This window comes from Streptomyces sp. NBC_01288 (genome assembly GCF_035982055.1).
Classification (GTDB): Bacteria; Actinomycetota; Actinomycetes; order Streptomycetales; family Streptomycetaceae; genus Streptomyces.
In genome coordinates this window covers 3,533,368-3,557,973 of sequence record NZ_CP108427.1, presented here as the reverse complement: position 1 = coordinate 3,557,973, position 24,606 = coordinate 3,533,368, and the positions used below count along the sequence as shown (strand labels likewise).

Here is a 24,606-nt window from a genome sequence, read left to right as displayed (position 1 = left end):
AATGCCTTCGCCCCAGCCCCCGTTGATCCTCGCCCTCGTCCACGCCTCCGCCCTCCTCCTCGCCCTCACCTCCCTCACCCTCACCCTCCGCACCGGCCTCGAAGAACCCGGAGTAGCCCTCGCCTTCGGCGTCCTCGTAGCCGTAGGGGAGTTGAGCCGATGGAACGGCGCAACCGGTCTCCGCGAAACCGCCCCCCTCGGCGCAGCCGGCGCCCTCTCCTACGCCCTGCTCGGCGCCGACGCCGGCCGGCCCACCCACCATGGCGTCTTCCAGACCGTCGCCGTGGTGGTCGCCGCCGCCCTCGTCGGCTGCGTCCCGCACATCGCGCGCGGCCACAGCCGCACCCCCGACCACATGGCACGGCGCGTCCTGACCGTCGGTTTCGCGGCCGTCTGCTTCCAACCCCTGTACAACCAGGGCGTGTTCAGACACTGGGGCGGCCCCGCCTATGCCCTCCTGCTCCTCGCGCTGCTCTCCCTCACCGCGCTCTGCGACGCCGTGCTCGCCGCCGCGCTCGCGCACGCGCGGACCCGGTGGCCGTTCGGGCCGCTGTTGCGGGACGAGCTGCGCGGGATGCTCGGGATCGGGTCGGCGGTGTGCGCGACCGGCGCGGTGATGGCGCTCGCGGTCGCCGTGGTGGGGCTGTGGGCGCTGCCCGTGTTCTCGCTGCCGCTGCTGCTGACCCAGCTGTCGTTCCGGCGGTACGCGGCCGTACGGGACACCTACCGGCAGACCATCGCCTCCCTCGCCCGGTCCACCGAGATAGCCGGATACACGCCTGCCGGGCACGCCCGCCGGGTCGCCGCGCTGTGCCAGGCGGTCGGGCGGGACCTGGGGCTGTCCGAGCCCGACCTCACCGTCCTGGAGTACGCGGCCCTGATGCACGACATCGGCCAGCTCAGCCTCGTCGACCCGGTACCGGCCGGCGCCACCGCCGTACTCCCGGCGGAGGAGCAGCGGCGGATAGCGCTGCTCGGCGGGGCCGTCGTACGGCAGACCGGGGTGAGTCCTCAGGTGGCGGCCGTCGTGGAGCGGCAGGCCGACCCGTGCCGGGAGCAGCCGCTGTCCGCGCGGATCGTCCGGGCCGTGAACGCGTACGAGGAGAAAACCCGGGCAGGCGGCCCCGGCGGGCCTCTCCAGGCGTTGGAGGAGCTGCGCCTCGGGACCGCCGGGGACTACGCTCCCGAGGTCGTGGAAGCACTGGCCCGGGTACTGTCCCGGGACTGTCTGACCTTGCCTTCGGCTGGGTAACCCATGGGTAATGAGCGCCCTCCCAGCCGTACGTGGTTGGATGCGAAGAAGAGGGTGTCCGGGGGCAGAGCCAGCCCACTGAACGGAACTGGCAGGCGGGAATCGTGAGGATCTTCGGCAAGGGACGGCACCGGCCCTCCGCCTCCTGGCGGCAGGCCACAGACCGCGCGTTCACGCTGATCGGCGACGGTCGGTACGAGGACGCGGGCGCGCTGCTGACGCGGGCCGCCGATCTGGAGCCCTGGCTGTCCGAGTCCTGGTTCAATCTCGCCCTTCTCCACAAGTTCCGGCACGACTGGGAGCAGGCGCGGGCGGCCGGACTGAGGGCCGTCGCGCTGCTCGACCGGGAGGCCGGCGCGCCTGACTGGTGGAACGTGGGTATCGCGGCCACCGGGCTCCAGGACTGGCCGCTGGCGCGGCGGGCCTGGCAGGCGTACGGGCTGCGGGTACCGGGTGGCGTCACCGGGGCGGGTGAGCCGGCCGGGATGGATCTCGGCAGCGCGGCTGTACGACTGTCTCCCGAGGGTGAGGCCGAGGTGGTGTGGGGGCGGCGGCTGGACCCTGCGCGCATCGAGGTGCTGTCCATTCCGCTTCCCTCGTCCGGGCGGCGGTGGGGTGAGGTCGTGCTCCATGACGGGGTTCCGCATGGAGAGCGGACGACTGCCGCCGGGCACTCGTACCCCGTGTTCGACGAGATCGAGTTGTGGGCGCCGTCTCCTGTGCCTACGTGGGTCGTGCTGCTTGAGGCTGCCGCCGAGGCTGATCGGGACGCGTTGGAGCAGTTGGCGGCGGATGCGGGATTCGCGGCGGAGGACTGGTCGTCTTCCGTGCGGTTGCTGTGCCGGATGTGTTCCGAGTCCCGGATGCCTTCCGATGAGGGTGACGGGGAGCATCTTGATCCGCATGATCACAGTGAGCCCGGGCATCCTGGGCCGCTGGGGCATCGGACGGACGGGCAGTTGTGGGTGCCGGAGCGGGAGTGTGGGCTTGCGGCCCCCGCGTCGCTGGTTCGGGGGTTGTTGGACGGGTGGGTTGCCGACAGCCCTGACTCTCGGGACTGGCGGGATCTGGAAGAGGTCTGCTGAGGTCGGTGGTCGGGTGCCGCGCCGTCGTGGCTGGTCGCGCCCCGCGGCGGAGCCGCATATGAGAACAGCCCCGCGCCCCTTAAAAGACGGGCGTTGTCGCCGGCGGAGCCGCACAATGGCGCAGGCCCGCGCCCCTTGAAGACAGGGCGCGCTCGCGCGGCGGAGCCGCACATCGGCACAGGCCCGTGCCCCTGAAGGCAGGGCGTGGTCGCCGCCCATTGACACAGGCCCGCGTCTCTCGAAGAACTCCACGTACCCTGTATCAGCAACTTCTCCCCCTTGGTTTTCAGGAAGGCTTACGTCGGTCATGGCGCAGCAGGACACCGATCAGCAGCACGTGGGCGTGCTCCCCGTGGATGACGAGGGGTTTGTCGTCGACACCGAGGGGGCCGAGGAGCGTGAGGCGGCCTGGCGGGAGCGGGGGGTCTCGCGGGCGATCACGGTCGTCGGGAATCCGGTGCTGCACAAGGAGTGCAGGGACGTCACCGACTTCGGCGCGGAGCTGGAGACGCTGGTGGCCGACATGTTCGCCTCGCAGCGCACCGCCGAGGGCGTCGGCCTCGCCGCGAACCAGGTCGGCGTCGACCTGAAGGTCTTCGTCTACGACTGCATGGACGACGAGGGCAAACGGCACGTCGGTGTCGTCTGCAATCCCAAGCTCGTCGATCTGCCCGCCGACAAGCGGCATCTGGACGAGAGCAACGAGGGCTGTCTGTCCGTGCCGACCGCGTATGCGCCGCTCGCACGGCCCGACTACGCCGAGGTGACCGGGCAGGACGAGAAGGGCAACCCGGTCAAGGTCCGGGGCACCGGCTACTTCGCTCGGTGTTTGCAGCACGAGACCGATCACCTCTACGGCTACCTCTACATCGACCGGCTCTCCAAGCGCGACCGCAAGGACGCGCTGCGGCAGATGGCCGAGAACGAGCCCCGTTACCCCGTGGTCGCCAACGACTGATCCGGCCGACCCCAGCGGTCGACCCATCTCCCTTACGTACGGCGTCTGTTCAGGTGCAACTCCCTGACCAGGCGCCGTTCGTCTGTCCCTCGCACATTCGATCGTTTCCGTGCGCGTAATGATCCAGAATCGGTCACACAAGGGGGGATTCTCGGCACTTGGGGGTAGTGAAGGGAGCAAATCCGTTCCCAGAACGGTCAGTTGTGGTGCTGAATAGGAAGTGCGGGGATACGCAACGGCGCACGCCCGGCACAGCGGGAGGGGCGTGCGCAACTGGCGGCTGAGAGGGGTTTGTTCGTGCCTGCTTTCTCACACAGCACCACATCGACAACGGCAACGGTAACGACGGCGATCGCGGTACCACCGTCGCTCTCTCTCCCGGTGATCGAGGCGGCGTTTCCCCGGCAACTGCATCCGTATTGGCCGAGGCTCCAGGAGAAGACACGTGTCTGGCTGCTGGAAAAGCGCCTCATGCCGGCGGACAAGGTAAGGGAATATGCCGACGGTCTTTGCTACACGGACCTGATGGCCGGGTACTACTTGGGCGCACCGGACGAGGTGCTCCAGGCGATAGCGGACTACAGCGCGTGGTTCTTCGTCTGGGACGACCGCCACGACCGGGACATCGTGCACCAACGCCCCGACGCCTGGCGGCGGTTGAGGTTCCGGTTGCACGCGGCACTGGATTCACCACGGCACCATCTGCTCCACCCGGATCCCCTGGTCGCCGGGTTCGCCGACAGCATGATGCGGATCTACTCGTTCCTGCCCGACACCTGGAACGCGCGGTTCGCCCGGCACTTCCACGCGGTCATCGAGGCCTACGACCGTGAATTCCGCAACCGTACCGAGGGGACCGTCCCCACGGTCGAGGAATACCTCGCGCTGCGCCGGCTCACCTTCGCCCACTGGATCTGGACCGATCTGCTGGAGGCGAGCGCGGGACTCGAACTCCCGGACAGTGTGCGGAAACACCCGGGATATCGCCGGGCGGCCCTGCTCAGCCAGGAATTCGCCGCCTGGTACAACGACCTCTGCTCGCTGCCGAAAGAGCTCGCGGGCGACGAGGTCCACAATCTCGGAATCAGCCTCATCAAGCACGAAGGGCTGACCCTTGAGGAAGCGGTCGCCGAACTGAGGCGCCGTATCGAGGAATGCATCGCCGAATTCCTCGTCGCGGAACAGGACACCTTACGTCTCGCCGAACGGCTCGACGACGGCACCGTGCGCGGAATGGAAGTGAGTGCCGCGGTACGGACCTGCCTCGGCAATATGCGGAACTGGTTCAGCACCGTCTACTGGTTCCACCACGAGTCCGGCCGTTACATGGTCGACAGCTGGGACGACCGGTCCACACCCCCGTACGTCAACAACGAAGCGGCAGGTGAGAAATGACCGTCGAGTCTGTGAAGCCCGCGGCACCCGAGGTGCCGGAGCTGCTGGAGCCGCCCGTCGCGGGCGGCAGGATCCCGCTTCTCGGCCACGGCTGGAAGCTGGTCCGCGACCCCCTGGCCTTCATGGCCCAACTCCGCGACCACGGCGACGTGGTGAGGCTCCGCCTCGGCCCGAAGACGGTCTACGCCGTCACCGCGCCGGCCCTCACCGGCGCCCTGGCGCTGAACCCCGACTTCATCATCGCGGGCCCGCTGTGGGAGTCCCTGGAGGGACTGCTCGGCAAGGAGGGCGTGGCCACGGCCAACGGGTCCCTGCACCGGCGCCAACGGCGCATCATCCAGCCCGCGTTCCGGCTCGACGCGATCCCCGCGTACGGGCCGATCATGGAGGAGGAGGCGCACGCGCTCACCGAGCGCTGGCGGACCGGCGAGACGATCGACTGCACCTCCGAGTCCTTCCGGGTCGCCGTACGGATCGCGGCTCGCTGTCTGCTGCGCGGCGACTTCATGGACGAGCGCGCCGAGCGGCTGTGCGTCGCGCTCGCCACCGTCTTCCGGGGCATGTACCGGCGGATGGTGGTACCGGCCGGACCGCTCTACCGGCTGCCCCTCCCGGCCAACCGCGAATTCAACCGGGCACTGGCCGATTTGCATCTCCTGGTCGACGAGATCGTGGCCGAGCGACGCGAATCTGGTCAAAAGCCGGACGATTTGCTGACGGCATTGCTGGAGGCGACGGACGACAATGGCGACCCGATCGGGGAACAGGAGATCCACGACCAGGTCGTCGCGATCCTCACCCCGGGAAGCGAAACAATCGCGTCCACGATCATGTGGCTGCTCCAGGTCCTCACCGAACACCCGGAACACGCCGACAAGGTACGCGAAGAGGTCGAATCCGTGACGGGTGGCCGCCCGGTGGCATTCGACGACGTCCGGAAGCTCACGCACACGAACAATGTCGTCGTCGAGGCGATGCGGCTGCGTCCCGCCGTATGGATATTGACGCGGCGGGCGGTCGCCGACACCGAACTGGGGGGCTATCGGATTCCGGCCGGAGCCGACATCATCTACAGTCCGTACGCCATCCAGCGCGACGCGCGTTCGTATGACCGAAACGAGGAGTTCGACCCCGACCGCTGGCTTCCGGAACGGTCCAAGGACGTACCGAAGTTCGCCATGAGCCCGTTCAGCAACGGCAACCGGAAGTGTCCCAGCGACCACTTCTCGATGGCCCAACTGAGCCTGGTCACGGCGGCGGTGGCGACGAGGTACCGCTTCGAGCGGGTGTCCGGCTCCGACGACACCACCCGCGTCGGCATCACCCTGCGCCCCAACCGGCTGCTGCTCAGGCCCGTGTCGAGGTGACGTGACGGGCGTGCGTTCAGGCGGCTTCCGGGCCCCTGAACGTGCGCCGGTAGGCGTTCGGGGTGGTGCCCAGCGCCCGGACGAACTGGTGACGCAGGGCGGGTGCGGTGCCGAAGCCGGCGCGCCAGGCGATCGCGTCCATCGTCTCGTCCGTCCCCTCCAGCAACTGCTGGGCCAGCAGCACCCGTTGACGCAGGATCCAGCGGTACGGCGTGGTCCCGGTCTCCTGCTGGAAGCGGCGGGCGAAGGTCCGCGGTGACATGTGGGCACGGGCGGCGAGCTGTTCGACGGTGACCTCCTGGTCGAGGTGGACCGCCATCCACACCAGCACCTCGCCCACCGTGTCGCACTGCGAGCGCGGCAGCGGCCGCTCGATGTACTGGGCCTGGCCGCCGTCGCGGTGCGGCGGGACGACCATCCGCCGCGCGATGGCGTTGGCGACCTCCGGCCCCTGCTCCTTGCGCACGATGTGCAGACAGGCGTCGATGCCGGCCGCGGTGCCGGCGGACGTGATCACCGGGTCCTCGTCGACGTACAGCACATCCGGCTCCACGACGACCTTCGGATACCGCCGGGCGAGCAGCTCCGCGTGGTGCCAGTGCACCGCGCACCGCCGCCCGTCCAGCAGCCCGGCGGCGGCCAGCACGAACACGCCCGAGCAGACGCTGAGCACCCGGGCGCCCCGGTCCACGGCCTGCCGCAGGGCGTCGAGAAGCTCCTCCGGGTACTCCCGCTCCGCATAGGTCGCACCGGCCGGTACGGCGATGAGGTCCGCGGTCTCCAGGCGCTCCAGGCCGTGGTCGACGGTCAGGGAGAAGCCCGCGTGGGTGGTGAGGGTCGGCCCCTCGGCCGAGGCGACCGCGAAGTCGTAGACCGGCAGTCCCTCGTCGCTGCGGTCGAGGCCGAACACCTCGCAGACGACGCCGAGTTCGAAGGGGGCGACTCCGTCGAGCAGGACCACGGCCACGTTTTTCAGCATGCTGCCAGTGTGCCCCCGGAATGGCAGTAAATCGAGGGTGTGCGGCAGTCCTGCCACTCACGGTAAGGAGTCAAAAGGACGAGACTCATGTCCATGAACGCAGCCATGGACAACCTCATCGCCCTCCTCGCCGTCGTCGGCATCCTCGTGGCCGTGACCTTCCCGTCGCTGCTCGGCATCGCGCACGACCGGCGCATCGACCGTCAGATCAGGACCGCCCACCGGATGATCACTTCGACACCACGACGGTGACCGACCATTCCTGAATGCCCTTGCACGAGATCTTGTGCGCGGCGGTCGCACACAGCGGCCGGGACGACGTGAGCTTCACGGTCCCGGCCGAGACCGCCTCGTACGCGTTGCTCGCGTCGCCGGGCCGGATCAGGATCCCGCTGTTGGTGGCCTTCAGGCCGCTGCCCACCGTCTTGACCGGCGCCCAGGGGCGGGTGGTCGTGCCGTCCAGCAGGATGCGGACGGTGTTGCCGGTCGTCACGCAGAAGGTGCCGTTCGTGTCGGTGGCGGCGAGCGTCTCCTTCGCCGTACAGGCCGACCTGCTCTTGCTCGCTGTGGGGGAGGACGACGGCGACACACTGCCGCTGCCGGTGTCGGACTTCGTACCGCCGCAGCCCGTGAGGGCGAGCGCCAGGGTGGCGACGGCGAGGGACGGACCGAGAATCGATCGGCGCATGGGGGGCCTCCTTTGCCCCTTTGACGTGTCACGGACGCATCCGGATCCCTCGTGAGCGGTGAAATATTCGTGGACATGACAGAACCCCGGCCGCTGCGAGACGACCGGGGTCCAGCTCATGAAGGGGTCAGCTGGTCGTCACGGCGGTGTCGTCGAGGACGAAGCTGGTCTGGAGGGAGGAGTCCTCGACGCCGCTGAACTTCAGCGTGACGGTGGAGCCGGCGAAGGAGGACAGGCTGAAGGACTTCGCGACGTACCCGGTGGCCGCGTTGAGGTTGGAGTAGGTGGCCAGGGTGGTCGATCCGGCGGTGACCGTCAGCTTGTCGTAAGCCGTGCTGGTGCTGGTCTCCGCGGTGTCGACGTGCAGGTAGAAGGTGAAGGTCGTGCCCGTGCAGCCGGACGGGACCGTCACCGACTGGGACAGCGTGTCGGTGTGGGTCGAGCCGTAGCCGTCGAGCCACGCCTTGTACGAACCGGTGCGGGCCGCCTCGCCGGTGTCGTTGGTGATGACCCCGCTGCTCGCGGTCCAGGTCGTGTTGCCCGACTCGAAGCCCGCGTTGCCCAGGAGCTGGGTCGAGGTGCAACTGCCGCCGCCGGAGGTGCTGACCGTCCAGGTGAAGGAGGCCGAGCCGGAGGCGCCGGTGGAGTCGGTCGCGGTCACCGTGACGGCGTACGTGCCGGCGGTGGACGCGGTGCCGGAGATCAGCCCGGTCGAGCTGCTGATCGACAGGCCGGTCGGCAGCCCGCTCGCGCTGTAGGTCAGGGTCGCGCTCGCGCTGTCGGTGGCCGAGATCTGGAGACTGGCCGTGGAGCCGGTCACGGTGGACTGGCTGCCCGGGTTGGTGACGGTCACCGTGTTGCCCGTGGTGGTGCCGGAGGTGAAGGCGGCGGTGCCGTCCGGGGTGCCCCAGCCGGTCGGGCCGTCGTAGCCGGTGCCCGCGGTGCAGAAGTAACTCGTCGAGCAGGAGCCGTTGTTGCCGCTCGTGACGTCGTACAGGTTGCTCGTGTGGGAGTAGGGGTACTTCGCCGGGTAGTCGCTGGAGCCCGGGGTGCCGGCCAGCGCGTAGACGCCCGCGATGATCGGGGACGAGGCGCTGGTGCCGCCGTAGACCGCCCAGCCGGAGCCGCCGTAGGTGTCGTAGACGGCCACGCCGGTGGCGGGGTCGGCCACGGCGGAGACGTCGGACTCCATGCGCTTGGTGCAGCCGGTGTCGGTCTGCCAGCTCGGCTTCGTGTCGTACGCGGAGCAGCCGGAACCGGTGCCCTCGCTGCTGCTGGTCTTCCACACGGACTCGGTCCAGCCGCGGGTGGTGGACGAGGTGGAGAGGGCGGTGCCGCCTACCGCGGTCACGTACTGCGACGTCGCCGGGTACTCGGCGCCGTAGTCCTCGTCACCGGCGGAGACGGTGATCGCGACACCCGGGTGCTTGAAGTACGAGGTGTCCTCGCTGGTCTGCGAGGAGGACTCGGAGCCGCCCCAGCTGTTGGAGACGAACTTCGCGCCCAGGGTCACGGCCTCGTTCTCGGCGGTGCCGAGGTCGGAGTCGGTGGCCGAACTGGCCTCCACCAGAATGATGTTGCAGTTCGGGCAGACCGCGCTGACCATGTCGATGTCGAGCGCTTCCTCGCCCGCCCAGCCGCTGTCGTTGGTCGGCAGCGAGGTGGTCGAGCCGGTCTGGCTGACCTGCTTGAAGCACCCGCTGGCCACCGTGCAGGCCGACAGGCCGAAGTTGGAGCGGTAAGTGGCCAGGTCCGAGGCCGCGTTGGGGTCGTTGTACGCGTCGACCACCGCGACCGTCAGGCCGGAGCCGCCGGTCGAGGGGAGCGCGTACGCGCTGTGCAGGTTGGCCGGGCTCAGCCCGGAGACCGCGGCCGCGGCGTCCGCGTGCACGGCGGCGGCCAGCTTCTGCTTGATGTCGGTGCGCCGCTGGGCGAAGCAGGACGCGTGACCGGGGGCCGCGGCGGCACACAGGTGCTCGGTCGGCACCTTCTGCCCGGCCTTGCCGGTCGAGTGGACGGCCTGGGCCGCGGGGGACGTCAGGGCCTTGGAGTTCTGGGTGACCTTGGAGACCTGGGCGGACTGGACGGCGGCCTGTGGGGCGGGCTGCGCGCCGGCGGGGGAGGCCGCCACGAGCCCGAAGACGCTGAGAGTGAGGGCGGGTACGGCGGCGGTCAGCAGTCTTCGCAGACTCCGTCTGGGCTTCTCACGCATGGGGTACTGCCTCCATCGTTGGAGTGGGGTTCCTCGGCGTGGTGGCAGGCCTGTGACGCGCGTAGCGGCGGCAGATGACGTCGTCATGGGCATGACACTTTGAGCGTCCTGTGGGGCCATTGATGAATGACATGAACAGGACGGGTGGAACGTAGCCGGGGCGACGAGACCGCGAACAGACGCACCCCATGAACTTTGCCGCTCCATAGAAACTCCATGGACGGCCCATGGAAGCTCCATGGGCCGTCCGCGAAGTAAGACACAGATAAAGGGCGACCGAGGGTCGACCGGATGGGGCTAGAAGTCCTCGTCCAGGTCGACCGTGCCCTCCACCGCCACCTGGTACGCCGACGGGCGGCGCTCGAAGAAGTTGGTCAGCTCCTGGACGCCCTGCAACTCCATGAAGGAGAAGGGGTTCTCGGAGCCGTACACCGGGGCGAAGCCCAGTCGCTGGAGGCGCTGGTCCGCGACGCACTCCAGGTACTGGCGCATCGAGTCGGTGTTCATGCCCGGCAGACCCTCACCGCACAGGTCGCGCCCGAACTGGAGCTCCGCCTCGACGGCTTCGCGCAGCATGTCGGTCACCTCCTGCTGGAGCTGGTCGTCGAACAGCTCCGGCTCCTCCTTGCGGACGGTGTCGACCACCTCGAACGCGAAGGACATGTGCATGGTTTCGTCCCGGAAAACCCAGTTCGTCCCCGTCGCCAGGCCGTGCAGCAACCCCCGGCTGCGGAACCAGTAGACGTACGCGAACGCGCCGTAGAAGAACAGCCCCTCGATGCACGCGGCGAAGCAGATCAGGTTCAGGAGGAAGCGGCGGCGGTCGGCCTGGGTCTGGAGGCTGTCCAGCTTCTCTACCTCGTTGATCCACTTGAAGCAGAACTCGGCCTTCTCGCGGATGGAGGGGATGTTCTCCACCGCGTCGAAGGCGGCCGCCCTGTCCTCCGGGTTGGGGAGGTAGGTGTCCAGGAGGGTCAGATAGAACTGGACGTGGACCGCTTCCTCGAAGAGCTGACGGCTCAAGTACAGCCGCGCCTCGGGGGAGTTGATGTGCTTGTACAGCGTCAGCACGAGGTTGTTCGCCACGATCGAGTCACCCGTCGCGAAGAACGCGACCAGCCGGCCGATCATGTGCTGCTCACCCGGCGTCAGCTTCGCGAGGTCGGCGACGTCCGAGTGGAGGTCGACCTCCTCGACGGTCCAGGTGTTCTTGATCGCGTCCCGGTAGCGCTCGTAGAAGTCCGGGTAGCGCATGGGGCGGAGGGTCAGCTCGAAGCCCGGGTCGAGGAGGTTCTTTTCGGGGGAGCTCATTACTGGCAGGCCTCGCAGGACTCGGGGTTCTCAAGGGAGCAGGCGACCGCGTCTTCGTCGGGGGTCAACTGCTGTACGGGGATGGGGGTTTGGGCTTGGGCCTGGGCGGCGCGGGCGATGCGGGTCGCCGGGCGGGAGCGCAGGTAGTACGTCGTCTTCAGGCCCTGCTTCCAGGCGTACGCGTACATCGAGGAGAGCTTGCCGATCGTCGGCGTCTCCAGGAACAGGTTCAGGGACTGGGACTGGTCCAGGAACGGGGTGCGGGCGGCGGCCATGTCGATCAGGCCGCGCTGCGGGATCTCCCAGGCCGTGCGGTACAGGGCGCGGACCTCGGCCGGGATCCAACTGAAGGCCTGCACCGAGCCGTTGGCCTCACGCAGGGCCTCACGAGTGCGGGCGTCCCACACGCCGAGCTGCTTCAGCTCGTTCACCAGGTAGGAGTTGACCTGGAGGAACTCGCCGGACAGCGTCTCGCGCTTGAACAGGTTGGAGACCTGCGGCTCGATGCACTCGTAGACACCCGCGATGGACGCGATGGTGGCGGTGGGCGCGATGGCCAGCAACAGGCTGTTGCGCATGCCGACTTGGGCGATACGTTCCCGCAGCGCGGCCCAGCGCTCGGGCCAGGTCAGTTCCACGTCGTAGTGGTCCGGGTGCAGGACACCGCGGGCGGTACGGGTCTTCTCCCAGGCCGGCAGCGGGCCGTTGCGCTCGGCGAGGTCGGCGGAGGCCTCGTACGCGGCGAGCATGATGCGCTCGGCGATACGCGTCGAAAGGGCCTGCGCCTGCGGGGAGTCGAAGGGGACGCGGAGTTTGAAGAAGACGTCCTGGAGGCCCATCGCGCCCAGGCCGACCGGGCGCCAGCGGGCGTTGGAACGGCCCGCCTGCTCGGTCGGGTAGAAGTTGATGTCGACCACGCGGTCCAGGAAGGTGACGGCCGTGCGGACGGTCTCGTCCAGGCGCTCCCAGTCCAGCTCACCATCGGTGACGAACGCGCCCAGGTTCACCGAACCCAGGTTGCAGACCGCCGTCTCGCCGTCGTCCGTGACCTCCAGGATCTCCGTGCAGAGGTTGGAGGAGTGGACCGTGTGGCCCGGCTCGGCCGTCTGGTTGGCGGTGCGGTTGGCCGCGTCCTTGAAGGTCATCCAGCCGTTGCCGGTCTGCGCGAGGGTGCGCATCATGCGGCCGTAGAGGTCACGGGCCGGGATGGTCTTCTTGGCGAGCCCCCGCGCCTCGGCCTTGCGGTACGCGGCGTCGAACTCGGCGCCCCACAGGTCGACCAGCTCGGGCACGTCGGCGGGGGAGAACAGCGACCAGTCGCCGTTCTCGTTCACCCGGCGCATGAACTCGTCCGGGATCCAGTGCGCGAGGTTCAGGTTGTGCGTACGGCGGGCGTCCTCACCGGTGTTGTCCCGCAGCTCCAGGAACTCCTCGATGTCGGAGTGCCAGGTCTCCAGGTAGACCGCGGCGGCACCCTTGCGCCGGCCGCCCTGGTTCACCGCGGCGACCGAGGCGTCCAGCGTCTTCAGGAACGGGACGATGCCGTTGGAGTGCCCGTTCGTGCCCCGGATCAGCGAACCCCGGCTGCGGATGCGGGAGTACGACAGTCCGATGCCGCCGGCGTGCTTCGAGAGGCGGGCGACCTGGTGGTAGCGGTCGTAGATGGAGTCCAGCTCGTCCAGCGGGGAGTCGAGGAGGTAGCAGGACGACATCTGGGGGTGCCGGGTGCCGGAGTTGAAGAGTGTGGGGGAGGACGGGAGGTAGTCCAGGCGGCTCATCAGGCGGTAGAGCGCGGCGACTTCGTCCAGGGCGCGGGTGCTGTCGTCCTCCGCGAGACCGGCGGCCACGCGCAGCATGAAGTGCTGGGGCGTCTCGATGACCTTGCGGGTGATCGGGTGCCGCAGGAGGTAACGGCTGTACAGGGTGCGCAGGCCGAAGTAGCCGAAGCGGTCGTCGGCCTCCGTGTCGATCAGCGCGTCCAGGCGGGCCGCGTGCAGCGTCGCGAACTCGGCGGTGCGGTCCGCGATGAGGCCCTCGCGGTGGCCCACGGCGACGGACCCGGTGAACGTCGTGACGCCCTGGGATGCGGCCTCGGCGGCGATGCTGATCGTCAGCAGCCGGGCGGCCAGCCGGGAGTAGACCGGGTCCTCGGAGATGAGGCCGGCGGCCGCCTCCGTGGCCAGCTCGCGCAGTTCCGCCACGTCCGCGTGCGCGGACCGGCCGCGCAACGTGGCGGCGGCGACCCGGCCGGGGTCGGCGTCGGGGAGGTCGGCGGTCAGCTCGGTCAGGGTCCGCAGGATCGCGGTACCGGGGCCGTCGGCGTCCTGAACGGCCGTTCCGGGAACGTCGGTTCCGGGTCCGGTCGCGGTCGCTACGATCGCCTCGTTCACCTGGGTCGCTGATGCCGGCTCTGCTGGCGCGATGGTCACGGTGGGGCTCTCCCTCGCTCGGCACGGGGCCTCGCCGAGGGCAGGCGGCAGTACACGAGCGCACGGGGCGTCGCGTCCACCGGCCCACTCCACGAGGCCCGGACGTCATGCGCCTGGCCGGGTGGCCGGACGCGAGCTGTCGGCAGGTCCTCGGACTGGCCATGCGTGCATATGCACGTAAGTACACCGTTGCGGGACAGTTCCGGATTCGCACCGGATTCCCCTGCGGCGACAGCGAGCATGAGCATACATCTTGTGCTCGCCTGTCACGTCACCACCAGATGTTGTGTCGCGGTGGTTTCAGAGTGTCAGCTTGTAGGTGAGCAGAGTGAGATCGTCCAGGTGTGGCACGGGGTTCCAGTCGCGGTCGGGGGTGCGGACGAAACCCAGGCGTTCGTAGATGCGGTGGGCCGCGTGCATGGAGCTCTGGGTCGACAGGACTACGGCCGTGCAGCCCTCGGTGGCTCGGGCGCGGTCGACGCAGGCGCGGACGAGGGCCTCGCCGGCGCCTCGGCCGCGGGCGGTGCGGGCGATCGCCAGTGCGCGGATCTCTGTCTCGTCGGTTGTCGCGATGTCGGCGACTGGGCCGGGGCCGGGGACGAAGGTGACTCCGCCGAGGAGGTGGTCGCCGTCCACCGCGACGAGGACCTCTGCGGCTGCGGCTCGGCTTGCTACGTCCTTCAGTACGGGGAGGTAGGGGTCGTCGTCGCCGTAGTCGAGGAGGCCGTCCTGTAGGTAGGCCTGCGCCGTGATGTTGCCGAGGTCTTCGTATTCGGTGGGGATTGCTCGGCGGATGAGGATGTCCATGGGGGTGAGTGTGTACGACAGCGGGCCGCCGAGGAACTTGCTTTCCGGTGGCCCGCTGCGGGTTGTGTGTGGCTGGTCGCGCCCACGCGGCGGAGCCGCATATCGATACAGCCCCGCGCCCCTGGGTGGGGACGGTCAGCCTGCGTTAGTGGGTTGCCCCTGCTGTTGCCGGAGGTAGTTCCACCTCTACGCCCGGGTCGCCCGCGTCTGCGGTGTAGTCGGCGGGGTTGGTCTCGTCGATGCCCTCTGGGGCCTTGAACGCCTTCAGGGCGAATGTCAGGACCACCGTGACGACGACGTTCAGGACGAACGCCGTCAGGCCGATGTAGCCGATCTCGCCGATGCCGGGGATCTCCTTGGACGAGCCGCCGAAGTGGTCCTGGGTCGGGGAGGCGACCCCGTACGCGGCGAGGGTGCCGTAGATCATGCCGACCGCCCAGCCGGTGAGGAGGGCCCAGCGGTGGGGCCAGCGGGTGAAGAGGCCGCCCACCAGGGACGGGAAGGTCTGGAGGATCCAGATGCCGCCCAGGAGCTGGAAGTTGATGGCGACCGTCTTGTCCATCGTGAGGACGAAGGCCAGGGCGCCGACCTTCACCAGGAGCGAGACGATCTTGGAGACCTTTGTCTCCTGGGCCGGGGTCGCGTCGGGCTTGATGAAGTCCTTGTAGATGTTGCGGGTGAAGAGGTTCGCCGCCGCGATGGACATGATCGCCGCCGGGACGAGGGCGCCGATGCCGATCGCCGCGAAGGCCACGCCCGCGAACCAGTCCGGGAACATGTTCTCGAACAGCTGCGGGATCGCCAACTGGCCGTTGGTGACCTTGACTCCGGCCGCGATCGCCATGAAGCCGAGCAGCGCGAGCAGGCCCAGCATCAGTGAATACAGGGGCAGGATCGTGGTGTTGCGGCGGATCACGTTGCGGCTCTTGGAGGAGAGCGTCGCGGTGATCGAGTGCGGGTACATGAAGAGGGCCAGTGCCGAGCCCAACGCCAGTGTGGCGTACGTCCATTGGCCCGCCGGTGCGGGGACGAGTCCGCCTGTCCCGGCCGCCTTGAACTTGGCGCCCGCCGCGCTGAAGATGTCGTCGAAGCCGCCGAGCTTGATCGGGATGTAGATGATCGCCACCGTGATGACGAGGTAGATCAGGCCGTCCTTCACGAACGCGATCAGCGCGGGCGCGCGGAGGCCGGACGAGTAGGTGTACGCGGCCAGCACCGCGAACGCGATCAGCAGCGGCAGGTCCTTCACGAACCAGTTGGAGTTCGCGCTGCCGCCCACCCCCATGACGTCCAACACGGCCTGGATGCCGACCAGTTGGAGTGCGATGTACGGCATCGTCGCGAGGATGCCGGTGACCGCCACGGCCAGCGAAAGACCCTTCGAGCCGAAGCGGCCGCGCACGAAGTCCGAGGTCGTCACGTATCCGTGCTTGTGCGACACCGACCAGAGGCGGGGCAGGAACGTGAAGATGAGGGGGTACACGAGGATCGTGTACGGCACCGCGAAGAAGCCGGCCGCGCCCGCCGCGTAGACCGCCGCCGGGACCGCCACGAACGTGTAAGCCGTGTAGAGGTCGCCGCCGAGCAGGAACCAGGTGACCCAGGTGCCGAACGACCGTCCGCCCAGGCCCCATTCGTCGAGGCTCTGCTCGTTGTCGGCCCGGCGCCAGCGGGCGGCCAGGAAGCCCAGGACCGTGACGGCCAGGAAGAAGAAGATGAAGACGCCGAGAGCGACGCCGTTCACGCCGTCGTTCACCGGTTACCTCCATGGCGGGCCCGCTGGTCGCGCTGCCACAGCTTGTAGGCGGTCATCGTCAGCACCGTCGAGATCAGCACCCACAGCATCTGGTACCAGTAGAAGAACGGGACGCCGATGAACGTGGGGTCGATCTTGGTGTAGGAGCCGACCCAGAGCAGCGCCACGAACGGCGCGACGAGGCAGACCGCGATGACGACGCGGGCCGGTGTCACCAGCGGTGGTGCCGGTTCGGGCGGAACTTCGGGTACGTCTGACATGTCGCGGCTCCGTCACCTCAATGATCGCCTGTGTAATGCGCAGGCAATCTAGGTCACGGCATCGCGCGTACGGAAGACCTCGTCCGCATATCGGCATGTCGATTCTGTGAAGGCGTGACATCGGTGTCAGCAGCAGCGGAAACCCTGGCGCGGGTCGGCCTCCTGGCGGTCCGTCCGCATCCGTTCGAAGTCGCGGCGGCCGGGGACCTCCGCCTCGGGGTGGTTCCGGCGTACGTGCGCCACGTAGCGGTCGTACGCCGACTCGTCCATCAACTCCCGGACGTACCACCGCACTCCACCGACCAGCCGGTCAGCCGCCCGTATCAGCGCCGACCGCATCGCGGGTCGCCTCCTCCTTCTCCTCGCGGGTCGGGATCAGCCCGGCCGGTGCCACGATGTTCGACTCGACGTACGGCGTCTCGCTCAGAGTCGAGAGCGCGGGCCGGCGGATGTGTCGAACGCAGACGCGAAGGGCGTCCGCGATCACGACCACGACGAGCACCGCGAGAATGGCCGAAAGCACCCCGTCCACCGTCGAGTTGGTGACGACGGTGTGCATGTCGTCCATCGACTTGGCGGGCGGCAGGACCTTGCCCGCGTCGATCGCGTCCTGGAACACCGAGCGTTGCTTGAAGAAGCCGACCTTCGGATCGCCGGAGAACACCTTCTGCCAGCTCGCGGTGAGGGTGACCGTCGCGTCCCAGGCGAGTGGAATCCCGGTGATCCAGGCCCACTTGAGGCGGCCGGACTTCACCAGGAGGGTGGTGCAGACGGCCAGCGCGACCGCCGCGAGGAGCTGGTTGGCGATGCCGAAGATGGGGAAGAGCTGGTTGATCCCGCCCAGGGGTTCGTGGACGCCGACCCAGAGGAAGTAGCCCCACAGGGCGCACACGATCGCGCTCGTCAGGGCCAGGCCCGGGCGCCAACTCACGTTCTTGAACGGCCGGTAGACGTTCCCGAGCATGTCCTGGAGCATGAACCGGCCCACCCGCGTGCCCGCGTCCAGCGCGGTCAGGATGAACAGCGCCTCGAACATGATCGCGAAGTGGTACCAGAAGGCGCGCAGGCTCCCGCCGGTCACCTTGGAGAAGATCTCCGAGACGCCGACCGCGAGGGTGGGCGCCCCGCCGGTGCGGGACAGCAGGCTCGCCTCGTCGACGTTCTTCGCGGCCTGCGCGAGGTCGGCGGGGGAGATGTGGTAGCCCCAACCGCTCACCACCTGCGAGGCGTTCTGCACCGTCGTGCCGATCGCGCCGGCCGGGGCGTTCATCGCGAAGTACAGACCCGGGTCGATGATGCTCGCGGCGACCAGGGCCATGACGGCGACGGACGACTCCATCAGCATGGCGCCGTAGCCGATCATGCGGATCTGGGTTTCCTTCTGGATCATCTTCGGGGTCGTACCGCTGGAGATGAGCGAGTGGAAGCCGGACAGGGCGCCGCAGGCGATCGTGATGAAGACGAACGGGAAGAGGGAGCCGGCGAACACCGGGCCGTTGCCGTGCTTCGCGAAGTCGGTGACGGCGGGCATCTTCAGGGCGGGCAGGGCGACCACGACGCCGATCGCCAGCAGGCCGATCGTGCCGATCTTCATGAAGGTGGAGAGGTAGTCGCGCGGGGCGAGCAGGGTCCAGACCGGGAGGATCGAGGCGACGAAGCCGTAGCCCACCAGCCAGATCACCAGCGTGGAGGGCGCGAGGGTGAAGGCGCCGGCCCAGGACGACTCGGCGACCCAGCGGCCCGCGACCAGGGCGAGCAGCAGCAGGGCCACGCCGATCAGGGAGACCTCGGAGACGCGGCCGGGGCGAAGGACCCGTAGGTAGAAGCCCATCAGGAGGGCGATCGGGATGGTCATGCCGATGGAGAAGGTGCCCCAGGGCGAGGAGGCGAGCGCGTTCACGATGACCAGAGCCAGCACGCCGAGCAGGATGATCATGATGGCGAAGGTGGCGACCAGCGCGGCGGCGCCGCCGAACGGGCCGATCTCCTCGCGGGCCATCTGACCGAGTGACCTGCCGTCGCGGCGGGTTGAGAAGAACAGCACCACCATGTCCTGGACCGCGCCCGCGAAGATGACCCCGGCGATGATCCAGACCGTGCCGGGCAAGTAGCCCATCTGCGCGGCGAGTACGGGTCCGACGAGCGGGCCCGCGCCGGCGATCGCGGCGAAGTGGTGGCCGAGCAGGACGCGGCGGTCGGTGGGGTGGTAGTCGATGCCGTTGTCGAGGCGTTCGGCCGGGGTGGCCCGGGTGCCGTCGACCTTGAGCACCTTGTACACGATGAACTTCGCGTAGAAGCGGTAGGCGATGGCGTACGAGCCGAGCGCGGCGGCGACCATCCAGGCGGCCGACACGTTCTCGCCCCGCGCCAGCGCGAGCACGGACCAGCCCGCCGCGCCGACGAGCGCGACGAGGGTCCAGACGACGATGGTTCGGACGTTCGCGGTACGCACCGGGTGGTCCTCCCGTCCATGCGGCGACGGGAGGAACGTAGAGCAACCCCGGTAACTCCGTAAGTCCCCTAGGAGTTGTCTTCAAATGTCACGCCCACATCAGGAGCGATGCGAGGGTGACGGCTGCCTGGTAGGACTCGGCGGTCTTGTCGTAGCGGGTAGCGATGCCGCGCCACTGCTTCAAGCGGTTGAAGCACCGTTCCACGACGTTGCGTCGCTTGTAGAGCTGCTTGTCGAAGACCGGCGGGCGCCCGCCTCGGCTGCCGCGCCGGAGCCGGTTGCGGACCTGGTCGGACCGCTCGGGAATGGTGTGACCGATGCCCCGCCGCCTGAGCCACGTGCGGATGGCCCGGGAGCTGTAGCCCTTGTCGCCCAGCACATGGGCGGGCCGTGTGCGGGGCCGTCCCGGGCCGATGCGGGGCACCCGGATGGTTTCCATCATGGCGGTGAACTGGGTGCAGTCGTTGGTGTTGCCGCCCGTGAGGGTGAAGGCGAGCGGGCGGCCCACGCTGTCGCAGGCCAGGTGGATTTTGCTGGTCAGGCCGCCTCGGGAGCGTCCGAGGCCGGGACTGCGGGCCCCCTTTTTCGGGCCCCGGCGGCGTGCTGGTGGGCGCGGACGACGGTGGAGTCGACCGACACCAGCCAGTCAATGTCCCCGGCCGCGTCGGCGTGCGCCTGGGCGGCCCGGAGCATGCGCTCGAAGGTGCCGTCCAGCGCCCACCGGCGAAAGCGGGTGTGCAGGGTGGCCCACGGGCCGTACCGCTCGGGCACGTCCCGCCAGGCCGTCCCGGTACGGAACTTCCACACGATCCCGTTCAGCACCCTGCGGTCGTCCAGCCGCTTCCGGCCCCGCAGCGACACCGGCAGCAGCGGCCCGACGAACTCCCACTCGGCATCGGACAGTTCATGGCGACGTATCACCCCACCATGATCCACCACTCAAGATCTTTTGAAGACACGGCCTAGGGCCTGTCCGGCGGATCCTGTCGCAGACGCGGGGTCTGGCACGCACATCTGCGGCGTTGTCGTCGGTCGCCGACGCTCCGCGTCGACTCCCTCCTCCGCCTTGCAGTTGCACGCACCAGACCCCGCTCACCGGCGTCGATGGAGCACCGTTGCTTTCCTACGACCGGATCCGCCGGACAGGCCCTAGTCCTGTGGGCGCTTGAGTCGCGCCACGAACTTGTACCGGTCCCCCCGGTACACCGACCGCACCCACTCCACCGGCTGGCCCTCCTTGTCGAGGGAGTGGCGGGAGAGCATCAGCATGGGCAGGCCGACGTCGGTGCTGAGGAGGCCGGCCTCGCGCGGGGTGGCCAGCGAGGTCTCGATGGTCTCCTCGGCCTCGGCGAGGTGGACGTCGTAGACCTCGGCCAACGCGGTGTACAGGGACGTGTACTTGACGAGGGACCTGCGCAGGGCGGGGAAGCGCTTCGCGCTGAGGTGGGTCGTCTCGATGGCCATCGGTTCGGCGTTGGCCATGCGGAGGCGCTCGATGCGCAGGACCCGGCCGCCGGCGGTGATGTCGAGCAGGTCGGCGAGGGTGTCGTCGGCGGTGATGTAGCCGATGTCCAGGAGCTGCGAGGTCGGTTCGAGGCCCTGGGCTCGCATGTCCTCGGTGTATGAGGTGAGTTGGAGGGCCTGCGAGACCTTCGGCTTGGCGACGAACGTGCCCTTGCCCTGGATGCGCTCCAGGCGGCCCTCGACGACCAGCTCCTGAAGTGCCTGGCGCACGGTGGTGCGCGAGGTGTCGAACTCCGCGGCCAGGGTGCGCTCGGGCGGGACGGGCGTGCCGGGCGCCAGCGTCTCCGTCATGTCGAGCAGGTGCTTCTTCAGGCGGTAGTACTTGGGCACACGCGCGGTGCGGACGGTGGCCCCACCCTCGTTCTCCGCACTGCTGACGTCGGTGCTCATGCTCCGCCTTCCGGGCTCCGGACAAGGGTCACTTGGTGATCCCCTCTGTATACCGTCGCCGTCTCTTTTGGTCTAGTCCACAGCGCCAAGTGGTCTAGCGGAAGACAGTACTCCGGCACCGTTGTTTTCGCTGCCTTCTTACTTAAAGGTTCCTGCATATGTAGGTCGCATAACGGCTGGTCAGGGGTGTTTCGAGGGCTCTTGACAGGCCCTGTGGTCTGGTCCAAGCTCCCGGTACTGGTCTACACCATTGGTTCAGGTCCCGGCTCTTGGGCGGGAGGTGTGGCAGGCATCCCTGAGGAGGGTGGCGTGAAGCGCAAGCTGATAGCCGCGATCGGTATCGCGGGCATGATGGTCTCCATCGCGGCGTGCGGGGGCAACGACGACAAGAGCTCTTCGAACAGCGGCGCCGACGCCAAGGAGCTGACCGTCTGGCTCACCGTCGACGCGCAGAACAACTGGCCCCAGCTGGTGAAGGCGGCCGACGCGGCCGTGCAGAAGGCGCACCCGGGCGTCAAGATCAAGCACGAGTACTACGGCTGGCCGGACAAGAACACCAAGCTCGACGCGGTTCTCGCCACCGACAAGGTGCCCGACGTGGTCGAGATGGGCAACACCGAGATGCTGAGCTACATGGTCAAGGGCGCCTTCGCACCCGTGGACCCGGCCAAGTTCACCAACTCCTCCGCCTGGCTCGACGGCCTCAAGGCCTCCGTGACCTACGACGGCAAGACCTACGGCGTCCCCTACTACGCCGGTGGCCGCGTCGCCAACTGGCGCAAGGACATCGCCGCTTCGGTCGGCGTGAAGGCGCCCCCGACGACGTACGCCGAGCTGACCGCCGACCTGGACAAGATCCAGAAGAAGGAAGGCAGCAAGTTCAGCGCCTGGTACCAGCCCACCCGTGACTGGTACGCGGCCATGTCCTTCGTCTACGACGCCGGCGGCGCCATCGCCACCCAGTCCGGCAGTGAGTGGAAGGCCAGCCTCTCCTCGCCCGAGTCCATCAAGGGACTCAACGAGTGGAAGTCGGTCATCGACAAGTACATGCACGGCGACAAGACCAAGGACGAGTCCGACCGTTACATCGTGTACGGCCAGGGCAAGGCGTCCATGATCTTCGCCGCCGCGTGGGAGGGCGCGACCGCCGCCGACCCGAAGAACGACAAGACCGGCGGCAAACTGAAGACCGACCTCGTCAACTTCGTGATGCCGGGCCCGTCCGGCAAGAACATGCCCGTGTTCCTGGGCGGTTCGGACCTCGCCGTCCCGGTGAAGTCCAAGGCGCAGGCGCTCGCCGCCGAGTGGATCAACGCCTTCACCGGTCCGTCCGGCCAGAAGGGCCTGATGGCCAAGGGCAACCTGCCGAACAACAAGACCGACCTCGCGACGCTGAAGAGCGACCCCGCGACGGCGGTCCCGGCCACCGCGGCCGAGTCCAACTGGTTCGTCCCGATGGCACCGGGCTGGGGCCAGGTCGAGAAGGCCCAGGTCCTCCAGACCATGTTGCAGAACATCGGCACCGGCAAGCAGTCGGTCGAGGACGCCGCGAAGGCCGCGGACACCGCGATCGACAAGGTCATCAACACCAAGTGACCGGGGGCCCTGCCGCCAAACTCCCGCCTGCCCGGCGACGCCTGGCACGCACGCTCGCTGCGTTGCCGAACCGCCCACGTGGCTCCGCCACGAGGACGCTCCGGCGCCTTGCGATCGCACGCACCAGACGCCGCCGGGCCCGCCCTCCGGGCGGACGACGGGAGTTTGACGGCAGGACCCAGTGCGGGGCCCTGTTAGACACCTCGGTGTTCTCGGGGCAGGGCCCCGCCTCCCGTACGAAATCCGCTACGCAGCACGGCCGTACGACCTGAGGGATCGCTGAGGAGCGCGCGATGAGTGCCGACACGACCACCCCTGCCAAGGTGCCGCCACCGCGGCAGGCGCCCCCACCGCGCGTCTCCGACGCACCCCGCGGACGGCGGACGTCGAGAGGGGCCGGGGTTCCCTGGCTGCTGCTCGCGCCCTGTCTGCTCATCCTCGCCCTGGTCATGGGCTATCCGCTGGTCCGCCTGGTCACCCTGTCGTTCCAGTCCTTCGGCCAGTCCCAGCTGTGGGGCTTCAAGCCCGCCGAGTGGATCGGCTTCGACAACTTCTCCGGCATCCTCGGCGACGGCGAGTTCTGGGGCGTCGTCGTCCGCACGATCGTCTTCGCGGCCGGCTCGGTCATCTTCACGATGGTCGCCGGCATGGCGCTCGCCCTGCTCCAGCAGAAGGTCTCCGGCTGGGTGAAGACGCTCATCAACGTTGTCCTGGTGGCCAGTTGGGGCATGCCGGTCATCGTCGCGACCACCGTCTTCAAGTGGCTCTTCGACTCGGACTACGGCGTCTTCAACGCGCTGCTCAGCAAGTTGCCGGGCGTCGACATGATCGGCCACAACTGGTTCGCCAGCGGACCGCAGGGCCTCCTCGTCATCATGCTGCTCGTGGTGTGGGGCGCGGTGCCCTTCGTGGTGATCACGCTCAGTGCCGGACTCACCCAGGTTCCCCAGGAGTTGGAGGAGGCGGCCCGCCTCGACGGCGCCGGCGCGTGGGGCGTCTTCCGGTACGTCACCCTGCCCATCCTCAAGCCGATCATCGTGATGCTCACGACCCTCTCGGTGATCTGGGACATGGGCGTCTTCCCCCAGGTGTTCGTGATGCGCGGCGGCCACCCCGAGGCCGACTTCCAACTGCTCAGCACCTATTCCTACGACCGTGCCTTCGTCGTCAACGACTACGGACAGGGTTCCGCGATAGCCCTGGTCACGGTGGTGCTGCTGCTCGGGGTCGTCGCCGTCTACATGCGTCAGATGCTTCAGATCGGAGAGGTCGAATGAGCGCGCTCACGACCGACGCGCCCCGGAAGCCGACCGGTGGGCGCCGGAAGTCCAAGGTCGGCTGGAACCTCCTCGGCCTGCTCGTCTTCGTCGTCGTCGGCTTCCCTCTCTACTGGATGCTCGACACGGCGTTCAAACCGGCCAAGGACGCCATCGACCCGGACCCGAGCCTGCTGCCCACCGGCATCACGCTCGACAACTTCCGCCGGGCGCTGGACATCGCCGACTTCTGGGGACCGGTCGGCCGCAGCCTCATCGTGTCCCTGTCGGTGGTCGTGATCGGCGTCGTCGTCGGCCTGCTGGCCGCGCTCGCCATCTCCCGCTTCGCCTTCCGCGGCCGCAAGGTCGTGATCGTCGGCATCCTCGCGGTCCAGATGGTCCCGCTGGTCTCGATGATCATCCCGGTCTTCCTGCTGCTGAACGACCTCGACCAGTACGACAAGCTCTCCGGCCTGGTCATCACGTACCTGACCTTCATCCTCCCGTTCACGGTGTGGACCCTGCGCGGCTTCATCGTCAACATCCCGAAGGAGTTGGAGGAGGCGGCCATGGTCGACGGCTGCTCCCGCACCGGCGCCTTCATCCGCGTGGTCTTCCCGCTCCTCGCCCCCGGCATGGTCGCCACCTCGGTCTACGGCTTCATCCAGGCCTGGAACGAGTACCTGTACGCCCTCATGCTGCTCAGCCAGGAGCACCAGACGGCGACCGTCTGGCTCGGCAACTTCACCACCAAGCACGGCACCGAGTACGCCCCGATGATGGCCGGCGCCACGATGATGGCCGTGCCGATCGTCGTCCTGTTCCTCATCGTCCAGCGCAAGATGGCCGCGGGGCTGACCGCGGGCGCTGTGAAGGGATAACGCCACCG

Annotated in this window: 20 protein-coding genes, 1 pseudogene and 1 riboswitch; of the genes and pseudogenes, 9 read left to right on the top strand and 12 right to left on the bottom strand. The window is 68.4% G+C overall.

Going from position 1 to position 24,606, the window contains the following annotated elements; all coding sequences use genetic code 11:
* Position 1 precedes the first annotated feature (1 nt).
* The 5 genes from OG194_RS15315 to OG194_RS15295 all read left to right on the top strand — a co-directional run bounded on the left by OG194_RS15315 (position 2) and on the right by OG194_RS15295 (position 6,057).
* Positions 2 to 1,252 carry an HD-GYP domain-containing protein gene (locus OG194_RS15315; protein WP_327401403.1) on the top strand — a complete coding sequence of 417 codons (1,251 nt, stop codon included), beginning with the start codon at positions 2 to 4 and terminating at the stop codon, positions 1,250 to 1,252.
* Positions 1,253 to 1,356: 104 nt separating this feature from the next.
* Positions 1,357 to 2,337, top strand: coding sequence for a tetratricopeptide repeat protein (locus OG194_RS15310; protein WP_019058305.1), 981 nt, complete (start codon positions 1,357 to 1,359; stop codon positions 2,335 to 2,337).
* A gap of 307 nt (positions 2,338 to 2,644) precedes the next feature.
* On the top strand, positions 2,645 to 3,295 hold the full coding sequence (def, locus tag OG194_RS15305; protein WP_327401402.1) for a peptide deformylase: 651 nt from the start codon (positions 2,645 to 2,647) through the stop codon (positions 3,293 to 3,295).
* A gap of 297 nt (positions 3,296 to 3,592) precedes the next feature.
* Positions 3,593 to 4,690 carry an epi-isozizaene synthase gene (gene cyc1, locus OG194_RS15300; RefSeq protein ID WP_327401401.1) on the top strand — a complete coding sequence of 366 codons (1,098 nt, stop codon included), beginning with the start codon at positions 3,593 to 3,595 and terminating at the stop codon, positions 4,688 to 4,690.
* Positions 4,687 to 6,057 carry a bifunctional albaflavenone monooxygenase/terpene synthase gene (locus tag OG194_RS15295; RefSeq protein WP_327401400.1) on the top strand — a complete coding sequence of 457 codons (1,371 nt, stop codon included), beginning with the start codon at positions 4,687 to 4,689 and terminating at the stop codon, positions 6,055 to 6,057. Before cyc1 ends, OG194_RS15295 begins: the two co-directional genes overlap by 4 nt.
* A 16-nt stretch (positions 6,058 to 6,073) precedes the next feature.
* Here the strand turns inward: OG194_RS15295 and OG194_RS15290 are convergent, their stop codons facing one another.
* Positions 6,074 to 7,036: a GlxA family transcriptional regulator gene (locus OG194_RS15290; RefSeq protein WP_327401399.1), complete on the bottom strand. Its 963-nt coding sequence runs from the start codon at positions 7,034 to 7,036 to the stop codon at positions 6,074 to 6,076.
* An 87-nt stretch (positions 7,037 to 7,123) separates the two neighbouring features.
* Here OG194_RS15290 and OG194_RS15285 point away from each other — a divergent pair, with 87 nt between their 5' ends.
* Positions 7,124 to 7,288, top strand: a complete 165-nt coding sequence (locus tag OG194_RS15285) for a hypothetical protein (protein WP_327401398.1) — start codon at positions 7,124 to 7,126, stop codon at positions 7,286 to 7,288.
* On the opposite strand, the gene OG194_RS15280 is transcribed toward OG194_RS15285, so the two are convergent.
* The 11 genes and pseudogenes from OG194_RS15280 to OG194_RS15230 form a co-directional block, all read right to left on the bottom strand.
* On the bottom strand, positions 7,266 to 7,724 hold the full coding sequence (locus OG194_RS15280; protein ID WP_327401397.1) for a hypothetical protein: 459 nt from the start codon (positions 7,722 to 7,724) through the stop codon (positions 7,266 to 7,268). The genes OG194_RS15285 and OG194_RS15280 overlap by 23 nt on opposite strands.
* A 127-nt stretch (positions 7,725 to 7,851) precedes the next feature.
* Positions 7,852 to 9,936 carry a putative Ig domain-containing protein gene (locus tag OG194_RS15275; RefSeq protein WP_327401396.1) on the bottom strand — a complete coding sequence of 695 codons (2,085 nt, stop codon included), beginning with the start codon at positions 9,934 to 9,936 and terminating at the stop codon, positions 7,852 to 7,854.
* A gap of 297 nt (positions 9,937 to 10,233) precedes the next feature.
* Positions 10,234 to 11,247, bottom strand: a complete 1,014-nt coding sequence (locus OG194_RS15270) for a ribonucleotide-diphosphate reductase subunit beta (protein ID WP_327401395.1) — start codon at positions 11,245 to 11,247, stop codon at positions 10,234 to 10,236.
* Positions 11,247 to 13,676 carry a ribonucleoside-diphosphate reductase subunit alpha gene (locus tag OG194_RS15265; protein ID WP_327401394.1) on the bottom strand — a complete coding sequence of 810 codons (2,430 nt, stop codon included), beginning with the start codon at positions 13,674 to 13,676 and terminating at the stop codon, positions 11,247 to 11,249. The genes OG194_RS15270 and OG194_RS15265 overlap by 1 nt, the downstream gene beginning before the upstream one ends.
* A 124-nt stretch (positions 13,677 to 13,800) precedes the next feature.
* Positions 13,801 to 13,924: riboswitch (cobalamin riboswitch) on the bottom strand.
* A gap of 52 nt (positions 13,925 to 13,976) precedes the next feature.
* On the bottom strand, positions 13,977 to 14,483 hold the full coding sequence (locus OG194_RS15260) for a GNAT family N-acetyltransferase (protein WP_327401393.1): 507 nt from the start codon (positions 14,481 to 14,483) through the stop codon (positions 13,977 to 13,979).
* Between the two features lie 145 nt (positions 14,484 to 14,628).
* Entirely contained in the window at positions 14,629 to 16,239 is a 1,611-nt protein-coding gene (mctP, locus tag OG194_RS15255) for a monocarboxylate uptake permease MctP (protein WP_327401392.1), read from the bottom strand.
* Positions 16,236 to 16,499, bottom strand: coding sequence for a DUF3311 domain-containing protein (locus tag OG194_RS15250; RefSeq protein ID WP_327401391.1), 264 nt, complete (start codon positions 16,497 to 16,499; stop codon positions 16,236 to 16,238). The genes mctP and OG194_RS15250 overlap by 4 nt, the downstream gene beginning before the upstream one ends.
* A gap of 126 nt (positions 16,500 to 16,625) precedes the next feature.
* Complete coding sequence (locus OG194_RS15245; protein WP_327401390.1) at positions 16,626 to 16,838, bottom strand: YbdD/YjiX family protein; 213 nt, start codon at positions 16,836 to 16,838, stop codon at positions 16,626 to 16,628.
* On the bottom strand, positions 16,810 to 18,951 hold the full coding sequence (locus OG194_RS15240) for a carbon starvation CstA family protein (protein ID WP_327401389.1): 2,142 nt from the start codon (positions 18,949 to 18,951) through the stop codon (positions 16,810 to 16,812). The genes OG194_RS15245 and OG194_RS15240 overlap by 29 nt, the downstream gene beginning before the upstream one ends.
* An 88-nt stretch (positions 18,952 to 19,039) precedes the next feature.
* Positions 19,040 to 19,869, bottom strand: a pseudogene (locus OG194_RS15235) (IS5 family transposase).
* Positions 19,870 to 20,100: 231 nt separating this feature from the next.
* The gene (locus OG194_RS15230) at positions 20,101 to 20,865 is read right to left on the bottom strand and encodes a GntR family transcriptional regulator (RefSeq protein ID WP_327401388.1); all 765 of its coding nucleotides are present in this window, start codon (positions 20,863 to 20,865) and stop codon (positions 20,101 to 20,103) included.
* A 309-nt stretch (positions 20,866 to 21,174) separates the two neighbouring features.
* Here OG194_RS15230 and OG194_RS15225 point away from each other — a divergent pair, with 309 nt between their 5' ends.
* The 3 genes from OG194_RS15225 (at position 21,175) to OG194_RS15215 (ending at position 24,598) form a co-directional block, all read left to right on the top strand.
* Positions 21,175 to 22,461 carry an extracellular solute-binding protein gene (locus OG194_RS15225; RefSeq protein ID WP_327401387.1) on the top strand — a complete coding sequence of 429 codons (1,287 nt, stop codon included), beginning with the start codon at positions 21,175 to 21,177 and terminating at the stop codon, positions 22,459 to 22,461.
* A gap of 293 nt (positions 22,462 to 22,754) precedes the next feature.
* Positions 22,755 to 23,738 (top strand): carbohydrate ABC transporter permease, encoded by a 984-nt coding sequence (locus OG194_RS15220; RefSeq protein WP_327401386.1) that lies wholly within the window; start codon positions 22,755 to 22,757, stop codon positions 23,736 to 23,738.
* Complete coding sequence (locus OG194_RS15215; protein WP_327401385.1) at positions 23,735 to 24,598, top strand: carbohydrate ABC transporter permease; 864 nt, start codon at positions 23,735 to 23,737, stop codon at positions 24,596 to 24,598. Before OG194_RS15220 ends, OG194_RS15215 begins: the two co-directional genes overlap by 4 nt.
* The last annotated feature ends 8 nt before the right edge of the window (positions 24,599 to 24,606 follow it).

Excerpts from the sequence above, each read along its gene's own strand:
- OG194_RS15315 (WP_327401403.1), top strand. The coding sequence starts at position 2 with ATGCCTTCGCCCCAGCCCCCGTTGATCCTCGCCCTCGTCCACGCCTCC.
- def (WP_327401402.1), top strand. The coding sequence starts at position 2,645 with ATGGCGCAGCAGGACACCGATCAGCAGCACGTGGGCGTGCTCCCCGTG.
- OG194_RS15295 (WP_327401400.1), top strand. The coding sequence starts at position 4,687 with ATGACCGTCGAGTCTGTGAAGCCCGCGGCACCCGAGGTGCCGGAGCTG.
- OG194_RS15290 (WP_327401399.1), bottom strand. The coding sequence starts at position 7,036 with ATGCTGAAAAACGTGGCCGTGGTCCTGCTCGACGGAGTCGCCCCCTTC.
- OG194_RS15285 (WP_327401398.1), top strand. The coding sequence starts at position 7,124 with ATGTCCATGAACGCAGCCATGGACAACCTCATCGCCCTCCTCGCCGTC.
- OG194_RS15280 (WP_327401397.1), bottom strand. The coding sequence starts at position 7,724 with ATGCGCCGATCGATTCTCGGTCCGTCCCTCGCCGTCGCCACCCTGGCG.
- OG194_RS15275 (WP_327401396.1), bottom strand. The coding sequence starts at position 9,936 with ATGCGTGAGAAGCCCAGACGGAGTCTGCGAAGACTGCTGACCGCCGCC.
- OG194_RS15270 (WP_327401395.1), bottom strand. The coding sequence starts at position 11,247 with ATGAGCTCCCCCGAAAAGAACCTCCTCGACCCGGGCTTCGAGCTGACC.
- OG194_RS15260 (WP_327401393.1), bottom strand. The coding sequence starts at position 14,483 with ATGGACATCCTCATCCGCCGAGCAATCCCCACCGAATACGAAGACCTC.
- OG194_RS15250 (WP_327401391.1), bottom strand. The coding sequence starts at position 16,499 with ATGTCAGACGTACCCGAAGTTCCGCCCGAACCGGCACCACCGCTGGTG.
- OG194_RS15245 (WP_327401390.1), bottom strand. The coding sequence starts at position 16,838 with ATGCGGTCGGCGCTGATACGGGCGGCTGACCGGCTGGTCGGTGGAGTG.
- OG194_RS15230 (WP_327401388.1), bottom strand. The coding sequence starts at position 20,865 with ATGAGCACCGACGTCAGCAGTGCGGAGAACGAGGGTGGGGCCACCGTC.
- OG194_RS15220 (WP_327401386.1), top strand. The coding sequence starts at position 22,755 with ATGAGTGCCGACACGACCACCCCTGCCAAGGTGCCGCCACCGCGGCAG.
- OG194_RS15215 (WP_327401385.1), top strand. The coding sequence starts at position 23,735 with ATGAGCGCGCTCACGACCGACGCGCCCCGGAAGCCGACCGGTGGGCGC.